The following is a 19,729-nucleotide window of genomic DNA, read 5'->3' as shown; positions in this document are numbered from 1 at the left end:
GCCAAGGCTTCGCCGTTTGGGCCGGCGAAACTTCAGCAAAGACGGCAAGCCCGGCCATGAGAGGAAGCGACAAATTGCTCCGAGGACAAGCCTTGCCGGATATGAGGGATTCGGCGGGCAAAGTTGCGGAACATTGCGGTAATCGCTGCTCGAAACGCTGGAAATCCGTAAACTTCTGCGAGATCGGGCCGAAGTTTCTTGCGGTGCAGCGGCTCCCGTTTTAGGGTGGCTCATTCCCACAATCGGAGTCGTGAGGCGAAGGGCTTCACGACGCTTGTCAGGAGATGACGATGTCCTTCCTTGCCGCTGCGCTCGACCGTGTGAAGCCGTCCGCGACCATCGCGGTCACGGATAAAGCACGCGCGCTGAAAGCGGCGGGCCGCAATGTCATCGGCCTCGGCGCCGGCGAGCCCGATTTCGACACGCCCGCCAACATTAAGCTGGCGGCGATCCGCGCTATCGAAGCCGGCAAGACCAAGTACACCGCGGTCGACGGCATTCCCGAGTTGAAGGAAGCCATCATCGCCAAGTTTCAGCGCGAGAACGGCGTCACCTACAAGCCGAACCAGGTCATCGTCGGCACCGGCGGCAAGCAGGTGCTCTACAACGCGCTGATGGCGACCATCAATCCGGGCGACGAGGTGATCATTCCCGCGCCCTATTGGGTCAGCTATCCTGAGATGGTGGCGCTCGCCGGTGGCGAGCCAGTGCCGGTGGTCTGCACCGCTGCGACAGGCTTCAAGCTTCAAGCCGAAGCGCTGGAGCGCGCGATCACGCCCAAGACCAAATGGGTGATCCTGTGCTCGCCGTCGAACCCGACGGGAGCTGCCTACACCAAGTCCGAGCTGAAGGCGCTCACCGACGTGCTGCTCAGGCATCCCCACGTCTGGGTGATGACCGACGACATGTACGAGCATCTCGTCTATGACGACTTCCAGTTCACCACGGTCGCGCAGGTCGAGCCGAAACTCTACGACCGCACGCTCACCGTGAACGGCGTGTCGAAGGCCTATTGCATGACCGGCTGGCGCATCGGCTATGCCGGCGGTCCGGCGCAGCTGATCAAGGCGATGTCGACGATCCAGTCGCAGTCGACCTCCAATCCTTCGTCTATTGCGCAATGGGCTGCGGTCGAAGCGCTGAACGGTCCGCAGGACTTCATCCCCGCCAACAACAAGGTATTCAAGGAGCGCCGCGACCTCGTCGTCTCCATGCTCAATCAGGCCAAAGGCATCGAGTGCCCGCGGCCGGAAGGGGCGTTCTACGTCTATCCGTCCTGCGCCGGCACGATCGGCAAGACCGCGCCGTCGGGCAAGGTGATCGACAATGACGAGACGTTCGTCACCGAGCTGCTGGAAACCGAAGGCGTCGCCGTGGTGCAGGGGTCGGCTTTCGGCCTGGGACCGGCGTTCCGCATCTCCTATGCGACCAAGACTTCGGACCTCGAAGACGCCTGCAAGCGCATCCAGCGCTTCTGCGGCAATCTGCGGTAAGCGCGCAGCAAGGACGTGACATCAAAGGGCCCGCGGTTAGTGGGCCCTTTTTTCTGTCGCCTGCGCGCGATCTGGCCCCACCACAACTATTGTGGCATAGACCATCATGCGGCGTGTGCCGCGCCTTCCTGCTCGCACCATCATCGCCGGAGACGTTTCATGCGCCGTTCGTTCCTCCTCTCCGGGCTCGCCGCCGCAAGCCTTGTTGTCTCCGTCGCTGCCGCCGGCGCGCAGCAGCGGATGGCGCGGGTCGGCGTGCTCGAGTGCCGCGGCGGCGCCAGCGTCGGCTTCATCGTGGGATCGGTGACCCATCTCGGCTGCGTGCTGCGCGCCGATGGGCTGCCCGACGACCGCTACGTCGCGACCATCCGCAAAGTCGGTCTCGACATCGGCATCACCCAGGAGACGGCGCTCGCCTGGGGCGTGTTCGCGCCGGTCGACCGGCTCGGCCCCGGCGATCTCTCCGGCAATTACGCCGGCGCGCAGGGCAGCGCCTCAGTTGGCGTCGGCCTAGGGGGCAACGTGCTGGTCGGCGGCTCCAACAATTCGATCGCGCTTCAGCCGCTCAGCCTGCAGGGCCAGGTCGGCCTCAACATCGCCGCTGGTTTGGAGAGTCTGGAACTCCGTCCGGGCCGCTGATTGCCGTCAATTCTAACTGCACCGGCGGCGGCTCGCCTCTCCCCGTCGCGGCGAGGTGGAACGCTCGGACCGATAATTGTACCAATCGTCAAGAGTTGAAGTCTTAATCCAGCCGACGACGCACCGCAGCGACGTTTGATGCTTGCCAAATCTCGGGGACGGGCAGAGCATCTGCGCTGCCGACCCAATCATGGGCCGAGCTCCACAAAAAAGGAGACGGCGAATGGGACAGGACGTCAGAAGTCCCCGAGGTCCACGGTGCATTGCGCTGGTGGGCCCATTCCAAAGCGGTAAAACCACGCTTCTCGAAGCAATCCTGGCGCGAACGGGCGCAATCCCACGCGCCGGCAGCGTCGATGCCGGAACTTCTGTCGGTGACGCCACGCCCGAGGCCCGTCATCACAAGATGACCGTCGGCCTGACTGCCGCCACCACGACCTTCATGGGCGACAGTTACACCTTCCTCGACTGTCCCGGTTCCGTTGAATTCGCCTATGACATGCGCGCCGTGCTGCCTGCGGTCGACGCCGCGGTCGTGGTCTGCGAGGCCGACGAGAAGAAGCTGCCGCAGCTTCAGATCATCCTGCGCGAGCTGGAAGAGCTGAAGATCCCGCGTTTCCTGTTCCTCAACAAGATCGACCGCGCCACCGAGCGCGTGCGCGAGAGCCTCGCAACGCTACAGCCCGCCTCGCGCGTGCCGCTGGTACTGCGCCAGATCCCGATCTGGAATGGCGAGCTGATCGAGGGCTTCGTCGATCTCGCGCTCGAGCGCGCCTTCATCTATCGCGAACACAAGGCCTCCGAGGTGATCGCGCTCGAAGGCGGCAATCTCGACCGCGAGAAAGAGGCCCGCTTCTCGATGCTGGAGAAGCTCGCTGATCACGACGATGCGCTGATGGAGCAGCTTCTCGAGGACATCCAGCCGCCGCGCGATGCCGTGTTCGACGATCTCGCCCGCGAATTGCGCGAAGGGCTGATCTGTCCGGTGCTGCTGGGCGCCGCCGCGCGCGAAAACGGCGTGCTGCGCCTGATGAAGGCGCTGCGCCATGAGGCGCCGGGTGTCGCGGAGACCGCAAAACGTCTCGGCGTTCCCGAGACCAGGGATGCGCTCGGCTACGTCTTCAAGACGTTGCATTCGCAGCATGGCGGAAAATTGTCGCTGACGCGGCTGCTCGCCGGCCATCTCGACGACGGCGCCACGCTGCAATCCTCTTCCGGCGGCGCGGGACGCATCTCCGGCATCCTCGCCGTCAATGGCGCCTACGACACCAAACGTGCCTCGGCCGAAGCCGGCGACACCGTCGCGCTTGCCAAGCTCGATCCCGTGAAGACCGGCGACACTGTCTCGAGCGGCAAGACCCCGCCGGCGGCGCTCGTCACCGTGGAGCCGACGCCGCCGGTGCTCGCGATCTCGATCGCGGCGACCGATCGCAAGGACGACGTGAAGCTCGGCCAGGCGATGGCCCGCCTGCACGAGGAGGATCCCTCGCTGGTTGTTGTCCAGAACGCCCGGACCCACGACACCGTGCTGTGGGGCCAGGGCGAAATGCATCTGCGAGTCGCCGGCGAGCGGCTGCGCGACCGCTTCGGCGTCAAGGTCACCTCGCACCCGCCCGCGATCGGCTATCAGGAGACCATCCGCAAGCCGATCGTCCAGCGTGGCCGCCACAAGAAGCAGTCCGGCGGTCACGGCCAGTTTGGCGACGTCGTGCTCGAAATCCGGCCGCTGCCGCGCGGCGATGGCTTCAAGTTCGCCGAAAAGGTGGTGGGCGGCGCGGTGCCGCGCAACTACATCCCCGCGGTGGAGGAAGGCGTCGTCGACGGCTTGGCGCGCGGCCCGCTCGGCTTCCCCGTCACCGACGTGCAGGTGACGCTGACCGACGGCTCCTATCACAGCGTCGATTCGTCGGACCTCGCCTTCCGCACGGCGGCACGGATCGGGCTCAACGAGGGCCTGCCGCAATGCCAGCCGGTCTTGCTCGAGCCGATCCACATGGTCGAGATCGTCTGCCCGACCGATGCCACCGCCAAGATCAACGCGATCCTGTCGGCGCGGCGTGGCCAGATCCTCGGCTTCGACACCCGCGACGGCTGGAGCGGCTGGGACTGCGTTCGCGCCATGATGCCGGAAGCCGAGATCGGTGAGCTGATCGTCGAGCTGCGCTCGGCCACCGCCGGCGCCGGCAGCTTCACCCGCCAGTTCGACCACATGGCCGAAGTGACTGGCCGCGCCGCCGATCAGATCATTGCCGCTCATCAGCACGCGGCGTGATCTATTCGGGAAGCACAGTCCTCTCACTCCCTCTCCCCGCCCTTGCGTGGAGAGGGTGAGACGCTGGCTTGCCACCCTTTATTGCAAAGAGAGAGACAGCGAGCGCATAAAGCCCTTGCGGTCGGCCTCGTGTGATGTATTTTACATCATTGTGTATGTTCCAGATGTTATTTATAGGTTCTGATACGTGAGGCCACGGTGATCACGTCGTTCCAGATGCGGGCAGCGCGGGCGCTGCTCGGCATTGACCAGAAAACCCTGGCCGAGCTCGCCGGCGTTTCGCTGCCGACCATCCAGCGGATGGAAGCCAGCACCGGCAATGTTCGCGGCGTGGTCGAGACCCTGATCAAGGTGGTCGAGGCGTTCGATCGGGCGGGCGTCGAGCTGATCGGCGAGCAGGCCCGCAGCGACAGCGGCGGGCGCGGCGTTCGCCTCAAGCAGCCGGGGCCGCCGCGGCGGGTGGGGGCATGATCGGGCGTTGATCATGCTCGGGATCAGGATGGGCTAGCGCATCGTCGCACCTCGGCAACACGGGACGCACGATGCTTCGGAGCATCGTGGGGCATGAGCATCACAAGCGATCACGCGGGCAGACTGCATCAGCTTCGCCGGCCGACTTTTGCCGAATTGTATTTGCCAAAGCTCGTCACCGTCTGGCGTGAGGGATACGGCGCCGCGGACTTTCGCGCCGACGTCTTCGCCGGCCTCACGGTCGCGATCGTGGCGTTGCCGCTGTCGATGGCGATCGCGATCGCATCGGGCGTGACACCGGACCGCGGCCTCTACACCGCCGTTATCGGCGGCTTCATCGTGTCGATGCTCGGCGGCAGCCGTTTCCAGATCGGCGGACCCGCGGGCGCTTTCATCGTCCTGGTTGCGGTGACGGCCGAGCGGCACGGCGTCGAGGGCGTGATCCTCGCCACGCTGATGGCGGGGCTGTTCCTGGTGGCGGCGGGCCTGTTGCGGATCGGCACCTACATCAAGTTCATTCCCTATCCCGTGACCGTCGGCTTCACTGCCGGCATCGCCGTCATCATCTTTGCGAGCCAGCTCCGCGATCTCGGCGGCATCACGCTTGCGGGGAAAGAGCCCAGCGAATTCGTCCCGAAACTCGTTGCACTCGCCGGCGGCCTCACCACCGTCAATCCAGCCGCCGTCGCGGTCGCGATCGTCAGCATCGTCATCATTGGCGTGTTGCGTCGCTGGCGGCCGTCCTGGCCCGGCATCCTGATCGCGGTCGTGTTTGCGGCGATCGCAACTGCCGTATTGTCGCTGCCGGTCGAGACCATCGGCTCGCGCTTCGGCGGCATTCCGCGGGAATTGCCGTCGCCGGCGCTGCCCGCCTTCTCGCTTGAGAAGGCAAGGGCGGTGCTGCCGGATGCGATTGCGTTCGCGCTGTTGGCGGCGATCGAATCGCTGCTATCGGCAGTGGTGGCCGACGGCATGACCGGACGCCGCCACCGTTCCAATTGCGAGCTGGTGGCGCAAGGCGCCGCCAATATCGGCTCGGCGCTGTTCGGCGGAATCTGTGTCACCGGCCTGATCGCGCGCACCGCGACCAATATCCGCGCTGGCGCGCGCGGGCCGCTCGCGGGGATGCTGCACGCGCTCTTCCTGCTGTTGTTCATGCTGATCGCGGCGCCGCTCGCAAGCTACATTCCGCTGGCTGCGCTCGCCTCCGTGCTCGTCGTCGTGGCCTGGACCATGGCGGAGAAGCACGAATTCGCGACGCTGCTGCGCTCGTCATGGGGCGATGCCGTCGTGCTGCTCGCGACCTTCCTGCTCACGATCTTCCGCGATCTCACCGAAGGCATCCTGGTCGGCTTCGCGCTCGGCGCGGTGCTGTTCATCCATCGCATGGCGGAGATGACGGGCATCGAGGAGCGCACGCCGCTCGTGGCCGCCGATCGCCCCGACGACGGCAACGGTTCGCGCGTTCCCTACGATCCCGCGCTTGCGGTGGACCGCGACGTGCTGGTCTATCGCATCACCGGCGCGTTCTTCTTCGGCGCCGCCTCTGCGATCGGAAGCGTGCTCGACGGCATCGCCGACCGGCGCAAAGCCTTCGTGGTCGATTTCGCCGCGGTGCCGTTCCTGGACTCCACCGCGGCCAACGTGCTCGGGCGCGTCGCTGCGAGGGCTCATCGCCAGGGCATCAGGCTGTTCATCACGGGGGCCTCGCCAGCGGTTCGCCGCGCTCTGCTCACCCATGGCGTGACGCCGCCGCGTGCGCGCTATCGCCAGAGCCTCGCGCGCGCGATTGCTGACATCAAGAGCTCTGCAGCCGATGAGGCTGCCGCGAGCTGACGGCGCCGTGGCGATGCGGCGCTCGTGCGCTTGACAGAGCCTTCGGGACGCGAAATGGATCGCCTTCCATATCGCTTGAGGGAAGGACGACCGTGACCAGGGCTCCCGCCGCTTGTCTGATCGGATGGCCGGCGGCGCATTCGCGCTCGCCGCTGATTCATCATTACTGGCTGCGCACGCTCGGGATCGAGGGCGGCTACGTCATCGAGGCCGTCCCGCCCGAGGATTTGCGCGACTTCGTGCTGCGGCTGTCGCTGCGCGGCTTCGTCGGCGCCAACGTCACCATCCCGCACAAGGAGGACGTGCTGGCGCTGTCGAAACCCGATGCGCGCGCAACGGAGGTGGGTGCCGCCAATACGCTGTGGTTCGAAGACGGCGAGCTGCACTCGACCAATACCGACGTCGAAGGCTTCATCGGCAACCTCGATGCCAGCGCGCCCGGCTGGAATGCGGCTGAGGAGGCGCTGGTCCTCGGGGCCGGCGGCTCCTCGCGCGCGGTCGTGTTCGGACTGCGCGAGCAAGGCATCAAGCGCATCCATCTTGCCAATCGTACCATCGCGCGGGCGGAGGCGCTGGCAAGTCTGTTTGGGCCAAAGGTGCATCCTGTGACATGGGACAGCATCAACGACGTGCTGCCGCGTGCAAAACTTCTCGTGAACACGACCTCGCTCGGCATGCACGGCCAGCCTCCGCTCCATCTCGATGTGGCGCGCCTGCCGCAGGCGGCGGTGGTCGCCGATCTCGTTTATGTCCCGCTGGTGACGCCGCTGCTTGCGGCAGCCAAAGCGCACGGCCTGAAGACCGCCGACGGGCTCGGCATGTTGCTGCACCAGGCGGTGCGCGGCTTCGAGCTGTGGTTCGGCCGGCGTCCTCAAGTCACCGCCGAGCTGCGCGCGCTGGTCGAGGCCGATCTCACAAAGACTTGAGAGAATGGCGCGGCTGTTCCGGAGTTCTATCTCCGTGGGGACAACCGGAGACCGTCATGTCTGTTCAACGCGCAACTTTCACACGTCCACTTCTCGCCATCGCGATGGTGGCCCTCTCGACCTACTGCGCCGTCGCCCAGAAAGCGCCGGTGCCGACGCGTGTCCGCGGCACGATCGAGAGCGTCAATGGCGACACCATGCAGGTCAAGTCGCGCAGCGGCGAAGACTTCAAGCTTCACATCGCCGCTGATGTGAACGTCTCAGGCATCACCAAGATCTCACTCGCCGACATCAAGCCGGGTTCGTTCATCGGCGCCACCACCGTGCCGGGGCCGGACGGCAGCCAGAACGCGGTCGAGGTCCACGTGTTTCCGGAGAGCATGCGCGGCACCGGCGAGGGCTCGCGGCCCTGGGACCTTAAGCCCAACTCCAGCATGACCAATGCGACGGTCGCCGAGAGCGTGGTCGGCAATGACGGCCACACGCTGCTGGTCAAGTACAAGGAAGGCGAGAAGAAGGTGTTCGTTCCCGACAACACGCCGGTAGTGACCTTGGTGCCCGGCGACAAATCCGATCTGAAGACCGGTGCCAAGGTCATCGCCTTCATGAAGCAATTGCCGGACGGCTCCTTCGAGACCAACCGCGTCAGCGTCGGCCGCGACGGCCTGACGCCGCCAATGTGAGGGGGAGCGGTCGCCAGATCTCCGCCGGGACGACGGTTGTGAGTGCTGCTGCATCTCGCCGGGCAGGGGGCAAAGGCGGGCTCGCGCCGTGCCCACGTCGTCTCTCAACTTGGAACGAAGGAGGGCACGCTTCCGCCTTGCGCGTCGAGCTACGGTGGACAAGCGCCCTGCCACCCTACGACGCTACGGTGCTGCTGCAATGATATGATCGTCGATCTCGTCGATCCGGTTGACGCCGCACAGGCCCATGGTCGTGAGCAGCTCGTTCTGGATGATATCGATCGCTTTGGCGACGCCGGCCTGGCCGCCAGCCCCCAGGCCATAGGCATAGGCGCGGCCGATCATGCAGGATTTGGCGCCGAGCGCGAGCGCGCGCATCACGTCCTGGCCGGAGCGGATGCCGCCGTCGAACATGATCTCCATCTTCTCGCCGACCGCGTCCGCAATCTCGGGCAGCACCTCGATCGATGACGGCGCGCCGTCGAGCTGCCGGCCGCCATGGTTGGAGACGACCAGGGCCTGCGCGCCGGTCTTGGCGGCTTCCTCGGCATCCTCGACGTCCAAAATGCCCTTGAGGATGAGCTTGCCCGGCCAGATGCTGCGGACCCACTCGACGTCCTTCCAGTTCAGCGAGGTGTCGAACTGCGACGCGGTCCATTCGGCGAGGCGGTTGAGATCCTCAGTGTTCTTCACGTGGCCGGCGATGTTGCCGAAGGTGCGGCGCTTGCCTTGCAGGACACCGGAAACCCAGGCCGGCTTGCTGGCGAAATCCAGCAATTTCGAGAGCGACCATTCCGGCGGCACCGTCATGCCGTTCTTGATGTCGGCGTGGCGCTGGCCGATCACCTGAAGGTCGACGGTCAGGACCAGCGCGCTGCACTTCGCTGCGACGGCGCGCTGGATCAATTCCTTGATGAAGCCGCGGTCCTTCATCACGTAGAGCTGGAACCAGAACGGCTTCTCGACATTGGCGGCGATGTCCTCGATCGAGCAGATCGACATCGTCGATTGCGTGAACGGGATACCGGCGGCCTGCGCGGCGCGGCAGGCATGGATCTCGCCGTCTCCATGCTGCATGCCGAGCAGGCCGACAGGCGCGAGGATCAGCGGCATGGTCGAGGGCTCGCCGAGGATTGTGGTCGAGGTGTCGCGTTTGGAGACGTCGACCAGGATGCGCTGGCGGAACTTGATCGCCTGCATGTCCTCGCGGTTAGCGCGCAGCGTCTCCTCGGCATAGGAGCCGCGGTCGCAATAGTCGAAGAACGCCTTCGGCACGCGGCGCTTATGCAGCGCACGGAGATCGTCGATACAGGTGATGTGCTTCATGATCGTTTCCCCGGCCCGTCTTGCATCGGATGATTTCGGGGTCATCTAGCATGGTTGGATGCACAGCCAAATCGTTTGCCAGACCGTTTTGCAGGAGGGCGCCATGACGAGGCCGCACGCCGGACCTTCGCCGGAAGAGATCAAGGAGAAGCGCGCCCTCGAGGAAGCGCTGGAAGAAGGTCTGGAAGAGACCTTTCCAGCGTCAGATCCCGTCAATGTCACCCAGCCGCCGCCGAGCCGCGGGGACGGGCATGTGAAGCGCACCGGCTAGGGACAGGTTCCGTTCCCGTTCCGGCTTCCCAGTGCGGAAATATAATGTTAACAATGTGTTATCGGGGCAGCGGCGTGCCCGGTTCCGTAATGATTTATCATATTTTTTGAAGCCAACTTAGCCGCGATGGCTTTATAAGTACTCGGCAAATCAGGGATGCGGGGCCCTTTCGGGCAGCCCGTGGTTGTAGAGGGGTCCCTGGTTGTTGCCTGGGGGACGATATGAGCCGCAAATATTTCGGGACGGACGGGATTCGGGGCCGCGCCAACGGACTGATCACGCCGGAGCTCGCGCTCAAGGTCGGCCAAGCCGCAGGGCTTGCGTTTCAGCGCGGTGACCATCGCCATCGAGTCGTGATCGGCAAGGACACCCGCCTGTCCGGCTACATGATCGAATACGCGATGGTCGCGGGCTTCACTTCGGTCGGCATGGACGTGCTGCTGGTCGGCCCGATGCCGACACCGGCGGTCGCGATGCTGACCAAATCCATGCGCGCCGATCTCGGCGTCATGATCTCGGCTTCGCACAATCTGTTCGAGGACAACGGCATCAAGCTGTTCGGCCCGCAGGGCTTCAAGCTCTCCGACGACGTCGAGAGGCAGATCGAGCAGCTGCTCGACGAATCCCTCGACAAGCGTCTCGCACAGAGCGCGAGCCTGGGTCGCGCCCGCCGCATCGACGGCGTGCATGACCGCTACATCGAATTCGCCAAGCGCACGCTGCCGCGCGATCTGTCGCTCGACGGGCTGCGCGTCGTGATCGATTGCGCCAATGGCGCCGCCTACAAGGTGGTGCCGGAGGCGCTATGGGAATTGGGTGCGGATGTGGTGCCGATCGGCGTCGAGCCCGACGGCTTCAACATCAACAAGGAATGCGGCTCCACCTCGCCGGAAGCCTTGTCGAAGAAAGTGCGCGAGATGCGCGCCGACATCGGCATTGCGCTCGACGGTGACGCCGATCGCGTCATTCTGGTCGACGAGCGCGGCCATCTGGTCGACGGCGACCAGCTGCTCGCGGTGATCGCGCAAAGCTGGAAGGAGGACGGCCGGCTGTCGCGGCCGGGCATCGTCGCCACCGTGATGTCCAATCTCGGCCTCGAGCGCTTCCTCAACGGGCAGGGGCTCGATCTCGTCCGCACGCCGGTCGGCGACCGCTACGTGCTCGAGCAGATGCTCAGCGGCGGCTACAATCTCGGCGGCGAGCAGTCCGGCCACATCATCCTGTCCGACTACGCGACCACCGGCGACGGCTTCGTTGCGGCCCTGCAGGTGCTGGCGGTGGTGCAGAAGCTGCGCCGCCCCGTCTCCGAAGTCTGCCACCGCTTCGATCCGCTGCCGCAGATCCTGAAGAACGTGCGCCACAAGGGCGGCAAGCCGCTCGACGATTCCGACGTCAAGTCGGCGATCTCCGACGGCGAGAAGCGCCTCAACGGCCACGGCCGCCTCCTGATCCGCTCCTCCGGCACGGAGCCTGTGATCCGCGTCATGGGCGAAGGCGAGGACCGCATCCTGGTCGAGGACGTCGTCGATACCATCGTCTCCGCGCTGGGCCAGGCGGCGGCATGAGGGCTCTTCGTTCTCCCCTTGCGGGAGAAGGTGGCGCGAAGCGCCGGATGAGGGGTTCTATCGCCGCCCCCAACTGCCAGAGAGACTCGCGGAGGCAGACCCCTCACCCGTCTCGCCGCTGACGCGGCGATCCACCCTCTCCCACAAGGGGTCCCACAACGGGAGAGGGTAAGTCCCGCGCATTCCAGCCATGGGCGATTGGCGGTGGATCGGCTGCAGCTTGCATCGTAATGAGCGGATGCTTCGCTGCGCCTGCCGGGATTGCTGCATTGAACAAGCCTGTCGTCGTCTCAGAGGAAACACTGACCGAGCCCGTTGTCGTCAACGACGTGGCACCCGCCAAAGCGCCAGGGCCGGTCTACGTGGTGCTCGCCGGCATCAGCGTCTCGCACTTCCTCAACGACACCATGCAGTCGCTGATCGCCTCGGTCTATCCGATCCTGAAGGACACCTATGCGCTCGATTTCGCGCAGATCGGCATGATCACGCTGGCCTTCCAGTTCACGGCCTCGCTGCTCCAGCCGGTGGTCGGGCACTACACTGACAAGAAGGCGCAGCCCTATTCGCTGGCGATCGGCATGGCCTCGACCTTCTTCGGCCTCTTGCTGCTCAGCGCCGCGCATCAATACCTCGTCATTCTCATCGCTGCTGCGCTGGTGGGTCTCGGCTCGGCGGTGTTTCACCCGGAGTCCGCGCGCATCGCGCGGCTCGCCTCCGGCGGCCGCTACGGCTTTGCGCAATCGGTGTTCCAGCTCGGCGGCAGTTTCGGCACCTCGATGGGGCCGGTGCTCGCCGCGCTCATCGTCGTGCCGTTCGGGCAGGGCAGCATCGCCTGGTTCTCTTCGATCGCCTTCCTCGCGATCCTCATCCTGTGGCGCATCGGCCGCTGGTACGCGCCGCAGATCACGGCGAAGAAGGCAGCCCCCGTTCACAGCCAGCCGGGCGGTCCGAGCTCGCGCCGTGTCGCGGTCGCGCTGCTCGTCCTGGTCGCGCTCTTGTTCTCCAAGCAGCTCTACGTGTCGAGCCTGTCGAGCTACTACATTTTCTACTTGATCGACCGCTTCGGCGTGTCGACGCAGGCTGCGCAGATCTATCTTTTCATCTTCCTCGCGGCGAACGCCGTGGGTGCGTTTCTCGGTGGTCCCTTGGGCGACCGCTTCGGCCGCAAGATCGTGATCTGGATCTCGATCCTCGGCGCGCTGCCGTTCACGCTGGCGCTGCCCTATGCCGGCCTCTATGCGAGCGCGGTGCTCAGCGTCGTCATCGGCCTGATCATCTCCTCGACGACGTCGTCGATTATCGTGTTCGCGCAGGAGCTGGTGCCGCATCGCTTCGGCATGATCTCCGGCGTGTTCTTCGGTGTCGCCTTCGGCATCGGTGGGCTGGGCGCGGCAGTGCTCGGCAAGCTCGCCGACCACACCTCGATCGCTTTCGTCTATCAGGTCTGCGCTTTTCTGCCGGCGATCGGCCTGCTTGCGGTGTTCCTGCCCAGGCTGCCTCGGCACGCGCGTTAACACATCCTCTTTTCCCCGCGTTGCGGTTCACACATCGTTAGGGAATGCGGCGAAGACAGTCGCATTTGGCGCTGCATTTTTGCAACGCTGGCGCGGCGCGCGCGTGTACGGTCAGAAAAAATCAACCTTAAAAATTAGGGTTAAGTGGCGCTTAAACATTTGGTGCCATCGTCCTCCCGTGAGTTTCCAGAACGTGAGGCGGCTGCATTTTGCCTCACCGGCCATAAGGACGAAGCCAATGCGTAGCGTTAAGTCTCTCCTCACCGCGGGTGCGGCAACCCTGATCTCGTCGATGGCATTCGCCGCCGATATGCCGATCGCGGCGCCCCCTCCGATGTACGCGCCGCCGGCCCCGCCCGCCGATTTCGGCGGCTGGTATCTGCGCGGTGATATTGGCATGACCAACCAGAGTGCCAAGCGCATCGACAGCGCCCTGCCGGCTGGGTATCAGAAGTCGACTGAGGGACTCGGCTTCGACTCTTCGCCACTGTTCGATCTCGGCGTCGGCTATCGCTTCAACAATTGGTTCCGTGCGGACGTGATCGGCCAGTACCGGGGCAAGGCTAACCTGCACGGTGCGGACAACGTCATTGGACCCGGCTTCGTCGGCACAAACAATTACAGCGGGAGCAAGTCCGAGTGGGTCGTCATGGCGAATGCCTATGTCGATCTCGGCACCTGGTGGTGCATCACCCCGTTCATCGGCGCCGGCGTCGGCGGCTCCTACAACAAGATCAGTGGCTTCCGTGACGACGGCGTTTCTTATAGCGCCGCGCTGACCCCGACTCCGAGCAACAGCGTCGCCTACTTCGCAGACAGCGGAAAGTGGAACTTCGCCTGGGCCGCTCATGCCGGTCTCGCCTACAAGGTCAATCCCGGGTTCACCGTCGAACTGGCCTACAGCTACATGAACCTCGGCGACGCGGCGCCTGGCAACTACCGCTTGTTCGACAACAGTGCCTCCGGTCCGACCTCTATCAAGATCAGGGAGCTCACCTCGCACGACGTTAAGCTCGGCGTGCGCTGGGATCTCAACAGTCCGCCGGTCTACGCGCCGCCGCCGCTCATCACCAAGGGCTGATCGGCAGCCTCATCGCTTAAAGTCTCTTAACGGCGCGGGATCATCCCGCGCCGTTTTGCTTTGCGTTTTTTTCATTGCTGACGGAGGCGGGCGCCCCGGCCGCAACCATTGGTTAAGGTTAACAAGCCATGATCACCGGTGAAAGTTCGAGTTCGATGGAGCGTTGCAATGCGTGGGCTTTTGTGGGCAGCGGTGATGTTGGGGACGGTGTCTGCCGCGCAGGCGGCCGACATGCCGGACCTGCCGATCCTGCGCGGCGGCTTCACCGATGGCCTGTCGAAGTCATCTTATCATTGGGATGGCTTTTATGTCGGCGGCCAGTTCGGTTTCGCCACGACCGACATCGATTTCAGCCACGCGCCGAAATCGATGACCGACTTCATGCTGCGCAACAGCATCCTTCAAGCGCCGGTCGGCGGATGGTCGCTGCTGCCGAAGAACCACGTGCAGTCGACCGGGTTCGGCGCATATGTGGGTCGCAACTGGCAGATTTATGATGCCCTGATGGGCATCGAAGCCAATTACAGCTATATGAACAAAATATCGAGTTCGGCCAGCGACTCCATGACGCGCATTCTCGACGGTGAGACAGCTCCGGCGGGCCATACCTATACCTATGTCACCTCGCTCGGTGGTGGCGCTTCGCTGAAGCTGAAGGATTATGCCACATTCCGCGGCCGAATCGGATGGGATGGTGGTGACTTCATGCCCTATGCCTTTGCCGGTCTGGCAATCGGGCGCGCCGAAGTTTCGCGATTCGCGACTGTGTCCTACATCAAGCATGACGACTACGATACGTCCGTCACAGTGGGCGGTGTCACCGCCACGACGCATCATCAGGACACGATTGATACGGGCGCCTGGTTGAGCGCTGAGCAGCGCGTGAACGCATTCATGTACGGATGGACCGCCGGTATAGGCGTCGAATACGCGATCTACAGCAACTTCCTCCTTCGCGCCGAATGGGAGCACGTCGGCTTCTCGAACGTGAAGGACATTTCCGTCGGCCTGAACAACTTCCGCGTGGGTGCCGGCTACAAGTTCTGATCCTCGCGCCTTCGGTTGACAACTTTCTCGCCTCCTGATGCTCTGTGGCTCCAGAGCAGGGCGGCAGCGATGAAGATCTATGGCGATAGCAATTCCGGAAATTGTCTGAAGGTGAAGTGGGTCTGCGATCATCTCGCATTGCCCTATCAGTGGATCGAGATCGACACGCGCAAGGGCGAGACGCGCACGCCGCAATTCCTGAAGATGAACGGCGCCGGCCAGGTGCCCACCGTCGCGTTCGACGACGGCCGCACGCTGGCGCAATCCAATGCCATCATCCGCTATCTCGCACGCGACAGCGCCCTCGTTCCGCGCGACGCCTTCATCGCGGCCAAGATGGACGAATGGCTGTTCTGGGAGCAGTACAGCCACGAGCCCTATATCGCTGTGTGCCGCTTCCTCCTGGTCTATCTCGGCAAGCAGGCGTCCGAGCTCGATCCTGAGAAGGTCAAGCGCGGTTATGCGGCGCTCGACCGCATGGAGCAGCATCTAGCGGCCAGCCGCTTCCTCGCCGGTGAGGCGGTTTCGCTCGCGGATGTCTCGCTGCTCGCCTATACCCGCGTTGCGCATGAGGGCGGCTTCGATCTCGGCCGCTTTGCGGCCGTCCGCCGCTGGATCGACCAGACTGAGGCCTTTCTCGGCCTTGCGCCGGCGCGCTGAGTCTGGAGTATCGCGCATGAACGCCGAAGCCGTCTCCATTCGCCGCGCGCGCCGCGACGACGTCGCCGTGATCGTTGCAATGCTCGCCGATGATCATCTCGGACGCGCGCGCGAGCGCGTGGAGGATCCGCTGCCCGCCGCCTATTACGCAGCATTCGCGCGGGTCGAGCGCGATCCCAATCTGACGCTTGTGGTCGCCGAGAGCGAGGGCAGGGTGGTCGGCTGCCTGCAACTCGCGATCCTGCCCGGCATCAGCTCGCAAGGCGGCGTGCGCGGTTTGCTCGAAGACGTCCGCGTTGCTTCCGATTGTCGCAGCCGCGGTATCGGCGAGCGGTTGGTGCAATGGGCGGTTGCGGAAGCAAAAGCACGCGGCTGCAATCTCGTCGAACTGCTGACGCATCAGACGCGCGTCGATGCGCAGCGCTTCTACAAGCGGCTCGGCTTCACGGCGAGTCATGTCGGTATGACTGTCCGCTTTTGACGCAGCGTGACGCAGGCGTTGCGCGATCAGCGGAATCGGATCGCGCATTCGTTCGTGTTAAGAGCCGGTAAACTACGCGTTCGTCGTTCACATTGATGAAGGAACGAACGGTGCTACGGCAGCGTCAGACACCGAGCTCGGTCGGTTCGGGGATTTCGATGACAAGCTATTCGATGATCAAGGTCGGCAACGACTATGTCGTGCAGGCCAATGACAAATGCATTTTGAAGGTCGGCAGCCGCCGCAGAGCCGCGCAATTGATCAGCGAAGCCACGGACTTGCTGAATGCGCTCGCTGCCGTCGAATCCCCTGATCTTGCGCCGGAGGCGCCTTCACTCCGCCGTGAGACGCCGGAACTTCCTTGACTGGTCTGCCCGATTCCCGTATCAGCCGCGGCGGGACACCTCCCCCCAACGGGAGGCTTACTATCTGGAAGGGTAGATTATGACTGTAGCGAAGCCCGCTTCGCGGCCGAACGTGCCGCATTTCTCCTCCGGCCCCTGCGCCAAGCGCCCCGGATGGAACGCCCAAAATCTCAAGGACGCAGCCCTCGGCCGCTCGCATCGCGCGAAGGTGGGCAAGGCCAAGCTCAAGCTCGCGATCGATCTGACGCGCGAAGTGCTCGAGGTCCCCGCCGATTACCGCATCGGCATCGTGCCGGCCTCGGATACCGGCGCGGTCGAGATGGCGCTGTGGTCGCTGCTTGGTGCGCGGCCCGTCACCACGCTTGCCTGGGAATCCTTCGGCGAGGGCTGGGTCAGCGATATCGTCAAGGAATTGAAGCTCAAGGACGTCACCAAGCTGAACGCAGCCTATGGTGAGATCCCCGATCTCTCCAAGGTGGATCCCAAGAGCGACGTCGTCTTCACCTGGAATGGGACCACGTCAGGCGTGCGCGTGCCGAACGCGGACTGGATCAGCGCCACTCGCGAAGGACTCACGATCTGCGACGCGACCTCGGCCGCATTCGCGCAGCCGCTCGATTTCGCAAAACTCGACGTCGTCACCTTCTCCTGGCAGAAGGCACTCGGCGGCGAAGCCGCCCACGGCATGCTGATCCTGTCGCCGCGTGCGGTGGAGCGGCTCGAGACCTACAAGCCGGCCTGGCCGCTGCCGAAGATCTTTCGCATGACCAAGGGCGGCAAGATCAACGAAGGCATTTTCGTCGGCGAGACCATCAACACGCCCTCGATGCTCTGCGTCGAGGATTATCTCGACGCGCTGAACTGGGCCAAGTCGATCGGCGGCCTCAAGGCGCTGATCGCGCGTGCCGACGCCAACACCAAGGTGCTCGCCGACTGGAAGGCGAAGACGCCCTGGATCGACTTCCTGGCGAAGGATCCTTCGATCCGCTCCAACACTTCGGTGTGCCTCAAGTTCACCGATCCCGCGATCACCTCGCTCTCCGAGGACGCGCAGGCCGAGTTCTCTAAGAAGCTGGTCGCGCTGGTCGAGAAGGAAGGCGCAGGCTACGACTTCGCCTATTACCGCGATGCGCCGGCCGGCCTGCGCATCTGGTGTGGCGCCACCGTCGAAGCCAAGGACGTCGAGCTGCTGACGCAGTGGATCGACTGGGCCTTTGCCGAGACCAAGGCCGCTCTGCCCAAGGCGGCGTGAGCAGGTTTCACTCGTCGCGTTATCTCAACTCGTCATGGCCGGGCTTGACCCGGCCATCCATCGATCAAGAGAGATGGCTCCGCCGGTCAAGCCCGCGGATGACGTTCCGTAAATGCAGCCCGCACCCACGGATCACACCCATGACTAAACCCAAAGTTCTCATTTCCGACGCGCTCTCTCCCGCCGCCGTGCAGATCTTCAAGGACCGCGGCGTCGACGTCGACTTCCAGCCCAACCTCGGCAAGGACAAGGACAAGCTCGCCGAGATCATTGGCAATTACGACGGCCTTGCGATCCGCTCCGCGACCAAGGCGACCGCCAAGATCATCGAGAAGGCGACGAGGCTGAAAGTGATCGGCCGCGCCGGCATCGGCGTCGACAATGTCGAGATTCCCGCCGCCACGGCCAAGGGCATCATCGTGATGAACACGCCGTTCGGTAATTCGATCACGACCGCCGAGCACGCCATCACCCTGATGCTGGCGCTCGCCCGCGAGATCCCGCAGGCCGACGCCTCGACCCAGGCCGGCAAGTGGGAGAAGAACCGCTTCATGGGCGTCGAGATCACCGGCAAGGTGTTAGGCGTCGTCGGCTGCGGCAATATCGGCTCGATCGTGGCCGATCGCGCGCTCGGCCTGCGCATGAAGGTGATCGCCTTCGATCCGTTCCTGTCGCCGGAGCGCGCCAAGGACATCGGCGTCGAGAAGGTCGAGCTCGACGATCTCCTCAAGCGCGCCGACTTCATCACCCTGCACACCCCGCTCACCGAGAAGACCAGGAACATCATCGACGCGGCCGCGATCGCCAAGATGAAGAAGGGCGTGCGCCTGATCAACTGCGCCCGCGGCGGCCTCGTCGACGAGCAGGCGGTGGTCGATGCGCTCAATTCCAAGCACATCGCCGGCGCCGCCTTCGACGTCTTCGTCGAGGAGCCCGCAACCAAGAACGTGCTGTTCGGCCATCCTAACGTAATCTGCACGCCGCATCTCGGCGCCTCCACCACGGAAGCGCAGGAGAACGTTGCGCTCCAGGTCGCCGAGCAAATGTCGGACTATCTGCTCACCGGTGCGATCTCGAACGCGGTCAACTTCCCCTCGATCACCGCGGAAGAAGCGCCGAAGCTGAAGCCGTTCATCGCGCTCGCCGAGAAGCTCGGCTCGTTCGCGGGCCAGCTCACCGAGAGCGGCATCCTCAAGGTCGAGATCACCTATGAAGGCCACGTCGCCGAGATGAAGATCAAGGCGATCACCTCCGCGGTGCTTTCGGGTCTGCTGCGACCGATGCTGGGCGAGGTCAACGTGGTGTCCGCGCCGGTCGTCGCCAAGGAGCGCGGCATGGTGGTGGACGAGATCGTGCGCGCAGCGCAGAGCGACTATGAGAGCCTGATCACCGTCACCGTCACCACCGAGCGGCAGGAGCGGTCGGTCTCGGGCACCGTCTATGCCGATGGCAAGCCGCGCCTCGTCGACATCAAGGGCATCCGCGTCGATGCCGAGTTCGGCAAGTCGATGATCTACGTCACCAACGAGGACAAGCCGGGCTTCATCGGCAAGTTCGCGAGCCTGCTCGGCGACGCCAAGATCAACATCGCCACGTTCCATCTCGGCCGCGTCGCGCCCGGCAGCGATGCCATTGCCCTGGTCGAGGTCGACGGCGCCGTGCCGGCCGATTTGCTCGCCAAGGTGCAGGCGCTGCCGCAGGTCAAGCAGGCCAAGGCGCTGACGTTCTGATCCTTCACCTCTCCCGTAGGGCTACGGGATGCCCGAAAGTGATTCCCAGCGATTTCTGGATGTGATTCAAAGCTTTGACCGGTGCGGTAGGAGCTTTGAATGTCATTCGGCGATATC

The 19,729-nt window shown here is 64.2% G+C and carries 18 protein-coding genes; 17 read left to right on the top strand and 1 reads right to left on the bottom strand.

From position 1 onward, the window contains the following. Window positions 1-290: 290 nt before the first annotated feature. The 7 genes from IVB12_RS37750 (at window position 291) to IVB12_RS37720 (ending at window position 8,320) form a co-directional block, all read left to right on the top strand. Entirely contained in the window at window positions 291-1,493 is a 1,203-nt protein-coding gene (locus tag IVB12_RS37750; RefSeq protein WP_247308230.1) for a pyridoxal phosphate-dependent aminotransferase, read from the top strand. 159 nt (window positions 1,494-1,652) lie between these two features. Next, the gene (locus tag IVB12_RS37745) at window positions 1,653-2,132 is read left to right on the top strand and encodes a DUF992 domain-containing protein (RefSeq protein ID WP_247308227.1); all 480 of its coding nucleotides are present in this window, start codon (window positions 1,653-1,655) and stop codon (window positions 2,130-2,132) included. A 223-nt stretch (window positions 2,133-2,355) separates the two neighbouring features. Continuing rightward, window positions 2,356-4,404, top strand: a complete 2,049-nt coding sequence (locus IVB12_RS37740) for an elongation factor G (protein WP_247308224.1) — start codon at window positions 2,356-2,358, stop codon at window positions 4,402-4,404. A gap of 198 nt (window positions 4,405-4,602) precedes the next feature. Continuing rightward, a complete protein-coding gene (locus IVB12_RS37735; protein ID WP_247277510.1) occupies window positions 4,603-4,875 on the top strand; it encodes a helix-turn-helix transcriptional regulator in 273 nt (90 codons plus the stop codon). A 93-nt stretch (window positions 4,876-4,968) separates the two neighbouring features. After that, window positions 4,969-6,711 carry a SulP family inorganic anion transporter gene (locus IVB12_RS37730; RefSeq protein ID WP_247308220.1) on the top strand — a complete coding sequence of 581 codons (1,743 nt, stop codon included), beginning with the start codon at window positions 4,969-4,971 and terminating at the stop codon, window positions 6,709-6,711. Window positions 6,712-6,803: 92 nt separating this feature from the next. Next, the gene (locus tag IVB12_RS37725; protein ID WP_247308218.1) at window positions 6,804-7,637 is read left to right on the top strand and encodes a shikimate dehydrogenase; all 834 of its coding nucleotides are present in this window, start codon (window positions 6,804-6,806) and stop codon (window positions 7,635-7,637) included. Between the two features lie 56 nt (window positions 7,638-7,693). Then, the gene (locus tag IVB12_RS37720) at window positions 7,694-8,320 is read left to right on the top strand and encodes a hypothetical protein (protein ID WP_247308215.1); all 627 of its coding nucleotides are present in this window, start codon (window positions 7,694-7,696) and stop codon (window positions 8,318-8,320) included. 183 nt (window positions 8,321-8,503) lie between these two features. Here the strand turns inward: IVB12_RS37720 and IVB12_RS37715 are convergent, their stop codons facing one another. Continuing rightward, a complete protein-coding gene (locus IVB12_RS37715; RefSeq protein ID WP_247308213.1) occupies window positions 8,504-9,646 on the bottom strand; it encodes an alpha-hydroxy acid oxidase in 1,143 nt (380 codons plus the stop codon). 103 nt (window positions 9,647-9,749) lie between these two features. Here IVB12_RS37715 and IVB12_RS37710 point away from each other — a divergent pair, with 103 nt between their 5' ends. From IVB12_RS37710 to serA, 10 genes are all read left to right on the top strand, one after another. Continuing rightward, a complete protein-coding gene (locus tag IVB12_RS37710; protein WP_247308210.1) occupies window positions 9,750-9,917 on the top strand; it encodes a hypothetical protein in 168 nt (55 codons plus the stop codon). Window positions 9,918-10,138: 221 nt separating this feature from the next. Beyond that, entirely contained in the window at window positions 10,139-11,482 is a 1,344-nt protein-coding gene (gene glmM, locus IVB12_RS37705; protein WP_247308207.1) for a phosphoglucosamine mutase, read from the top strand. Between the two features lie 269 nt (window positions 11,483-11,751). Next, on the top strand, window positions 11,752-12,996 hold the full coding sequence (locus IVB12_RS37700) for an MFS transporter (protein WP_247308202.1): 1,245 nt from the start codon (window positions 11,752-11,754) through the stop codon (window positions 12,994-12,996). 238 nt (window positions 12,997-13,234) lie between these two features. Then, window positions 13,235-14,077 (top strand): outer membrane beta-barrel protein, encoded by an 843-nt coding sequence (locus IVB12_RS37695; RefSeq protein WP_247308200.1) that lies wholly within the window; start codon window positions 13,235-13,237, stop codon window positions 14,075-14,077. 231 nt (window positions 14,078-14,308) lie between these two features. Continuing rightward, window positions 14,309-15,124, top strand: a complete 816-nt coding sequence (locus tag IVB12_RS37690; RefSeq protein WP_247308178.1) for an outer membrane beta-barrel protein — start codon at window positions 14,309-14,311, stop codon at window positions 15,122-15,124. A 69-nt stretch (window positions 15,125-15,193) separates the two neighbouring features. Further along, on the top strand, window positions 15,194-15,784 hold the full coding sequence (locus IVB12_RS37685; RefSeq protein ID WP_247308176.1) for a glutathione S-transferase family protein: 591 nt from the start codon (window positions 15,194-15,196) through the stop codon (window positions 15,782-15,784). Between the two features lie 16 nt (window positions 15,785-15,800). Continuing rightward, on the top strand, window positions 15,801-16,265 hold the full coding sequence (locus tag IVB12_RS37680) for a GNAT family N-acetyltransferase (protein WP_247308174.1): 465 nt from the start codon (window positions 15,801-15,803) through the stop codon (window positions 16,263-16,265). A 173-nt stretch (window positions 16,266-16,438) separates the two neighbouring features. After that, on the top strand, window positions 16,439-16,630 hold the full coding sequence (locus IVB12_RS37675) for a hypothetical protein (RefSeq protein WP_247308172.1): 192 nt from the start codon (window positions 16,439-16,441) through the stop codon (window positions 16,628-16,630). Window positions 16,631-16,709: 79 nt separating this feature from the next. Next, window positions 16,710-17,882 carry a phosphoserine transaminase gene (locus IVB12_RS37670; protein ID WP_247308170.1) on the top strand — a complete coding sequence of 391 codons (1,173 nt, stop codon included), beginning with the start codon at window positions 16,710-16,712 and terminating at the stop codon, window positions 17,880-17,882. A 140-nt stretch (window positions 17,883-18,022) separates the two neighbouring features. Further along, window positions 18,023-19,612, top strand: a complete 1,590-nt coding sequence (gene serA / locus IVB12_RS37665; protein ID WP_247308167.1) for a phosphoglycerate dehydrogenase — start codon at window positions 18,023-18,025, stop codon at window positions 19,610-19,612. Window positions 19,613-19,729: the final 117 nt, after the last annotated feature.

The sequence above is a fragment of the Bradyrhizobium sp. 179 genome (assembly GCF_023073535.1).
Lineage (GTDB): Bacteria > Pseudomonadota > Alphaproteobacteria > Rhizobiales > Xanthobacteraceae > Bradyrhizobium.
The sequence above is the reverse complement of the archived record's forward strand: the minus strand, read 5'-3'. Positions and strand labels throughout refer to the sequence as shown.

Bases quoted from the DNA above. Each gene is read 5' to 3' on its own strand.
- IVB12_RS37680 (WP_247308174.1), top strand. From the start codon at position 15,801: ATGAACGCCGAAGCCGTCTCCATTCGCCGCGCGCGCCGCGACGACGTC.
- IVB12_RS37730 (WP_247308220.1), top strand. From the start codon at position 4,969: ATGAGCATCACAAGCGATCACGCGGGCAGACTGCATCAGCTTCGCCGG.
- IVB12_RS37750 (WP_247308230.1), top strand. From the start codon at position 291: ATGTCCTTCCTTGCCGCTGCGCTCGACCGTGTGAAGCCGTCCGCGACC.
- IVB12_RS37670 (WP_247308170.1), top strand. From the start codon at position 16,710: ATGACTGTAGCGAAGCCCGCTTCGCGGCCGAACGTGCCGCATTTCTCC.
- IVB12_RS37675 (WP_247308172.1), top strand. From the start codon at position 16,439: ATGATCAAGGTCGGCAACGACTATGTCGTGCAGGCCAATGACAAATGC.
- IVB12_RS37710 (WP_247308210.1), top strand. From the start codon at position 9,750: ATGACGAGGCCGCACGCCGGACCTTCGCCGGAAGAGATCAAGGAGAAG.
- serA (WP_247308167.1), top strand. From the start codon at position 18,023: ATGACTAAACCCAAAGTTCTCATTTCCGACGCGCTCTCTCCCGCCGCC.
- IVB12_RS37690 (WP_247308178.1), top strand. From the start codon at position 14,309: ATGCCGGACCTGCCGATCCTGCGCGGCGGCTTCACCGATGGCCTGTCG.
- IVB12_RS37715 (WP_247308213.1), bottom strand. From the start codon at position 9,646: ATGAAGCACATCACCTGTATCGACGATCTCCGTGCGCTGCATAAGCGC.
- IVB12_RS37720 (WP_247308215.1), top strand. From the start codon at position 7,694: ATGTCTGTTCAACGCGCAACTTTCACACGTCCACTTCTCGCCATCGCG.
- glmM (WP_247308207.1), top strand. From the start codon at position 10,139: ATGAGCCGCAAATATTTCGGGACGGACGGGATTCGGGGCCGCGCCAAC.
- IVB12_RS37685 (WP_247308176.1), top strand. From the start codon at position 15,194: ATGAAGATCTATGGCGATAGCAATTCCGGAAATTGTCTGAAGGTGAAG.
- IVB12_RS37695 (WP_247308200.1), top strand. From the start codon at position 13,235: ATGCGTAGCGTTAAGTCTCTCCTCACCGCGGGTGCGGCAACCCTGATC.
- IVB12_RS37740 (WP_247308224.1), top strand. From the start codon at position 2,356: ATGGGACAGGACGTCAGAAGTCCCCGAGGTCCACGGTGCATTGCGCTG.
- IVB12_RS37745 (WP_247308227.1), top strand. From the start codon at position 1,653: ATGCGCCGTTCGTTCCTCCTCTCCGGGCTCGCCGCCGCAAGCCTTGTT.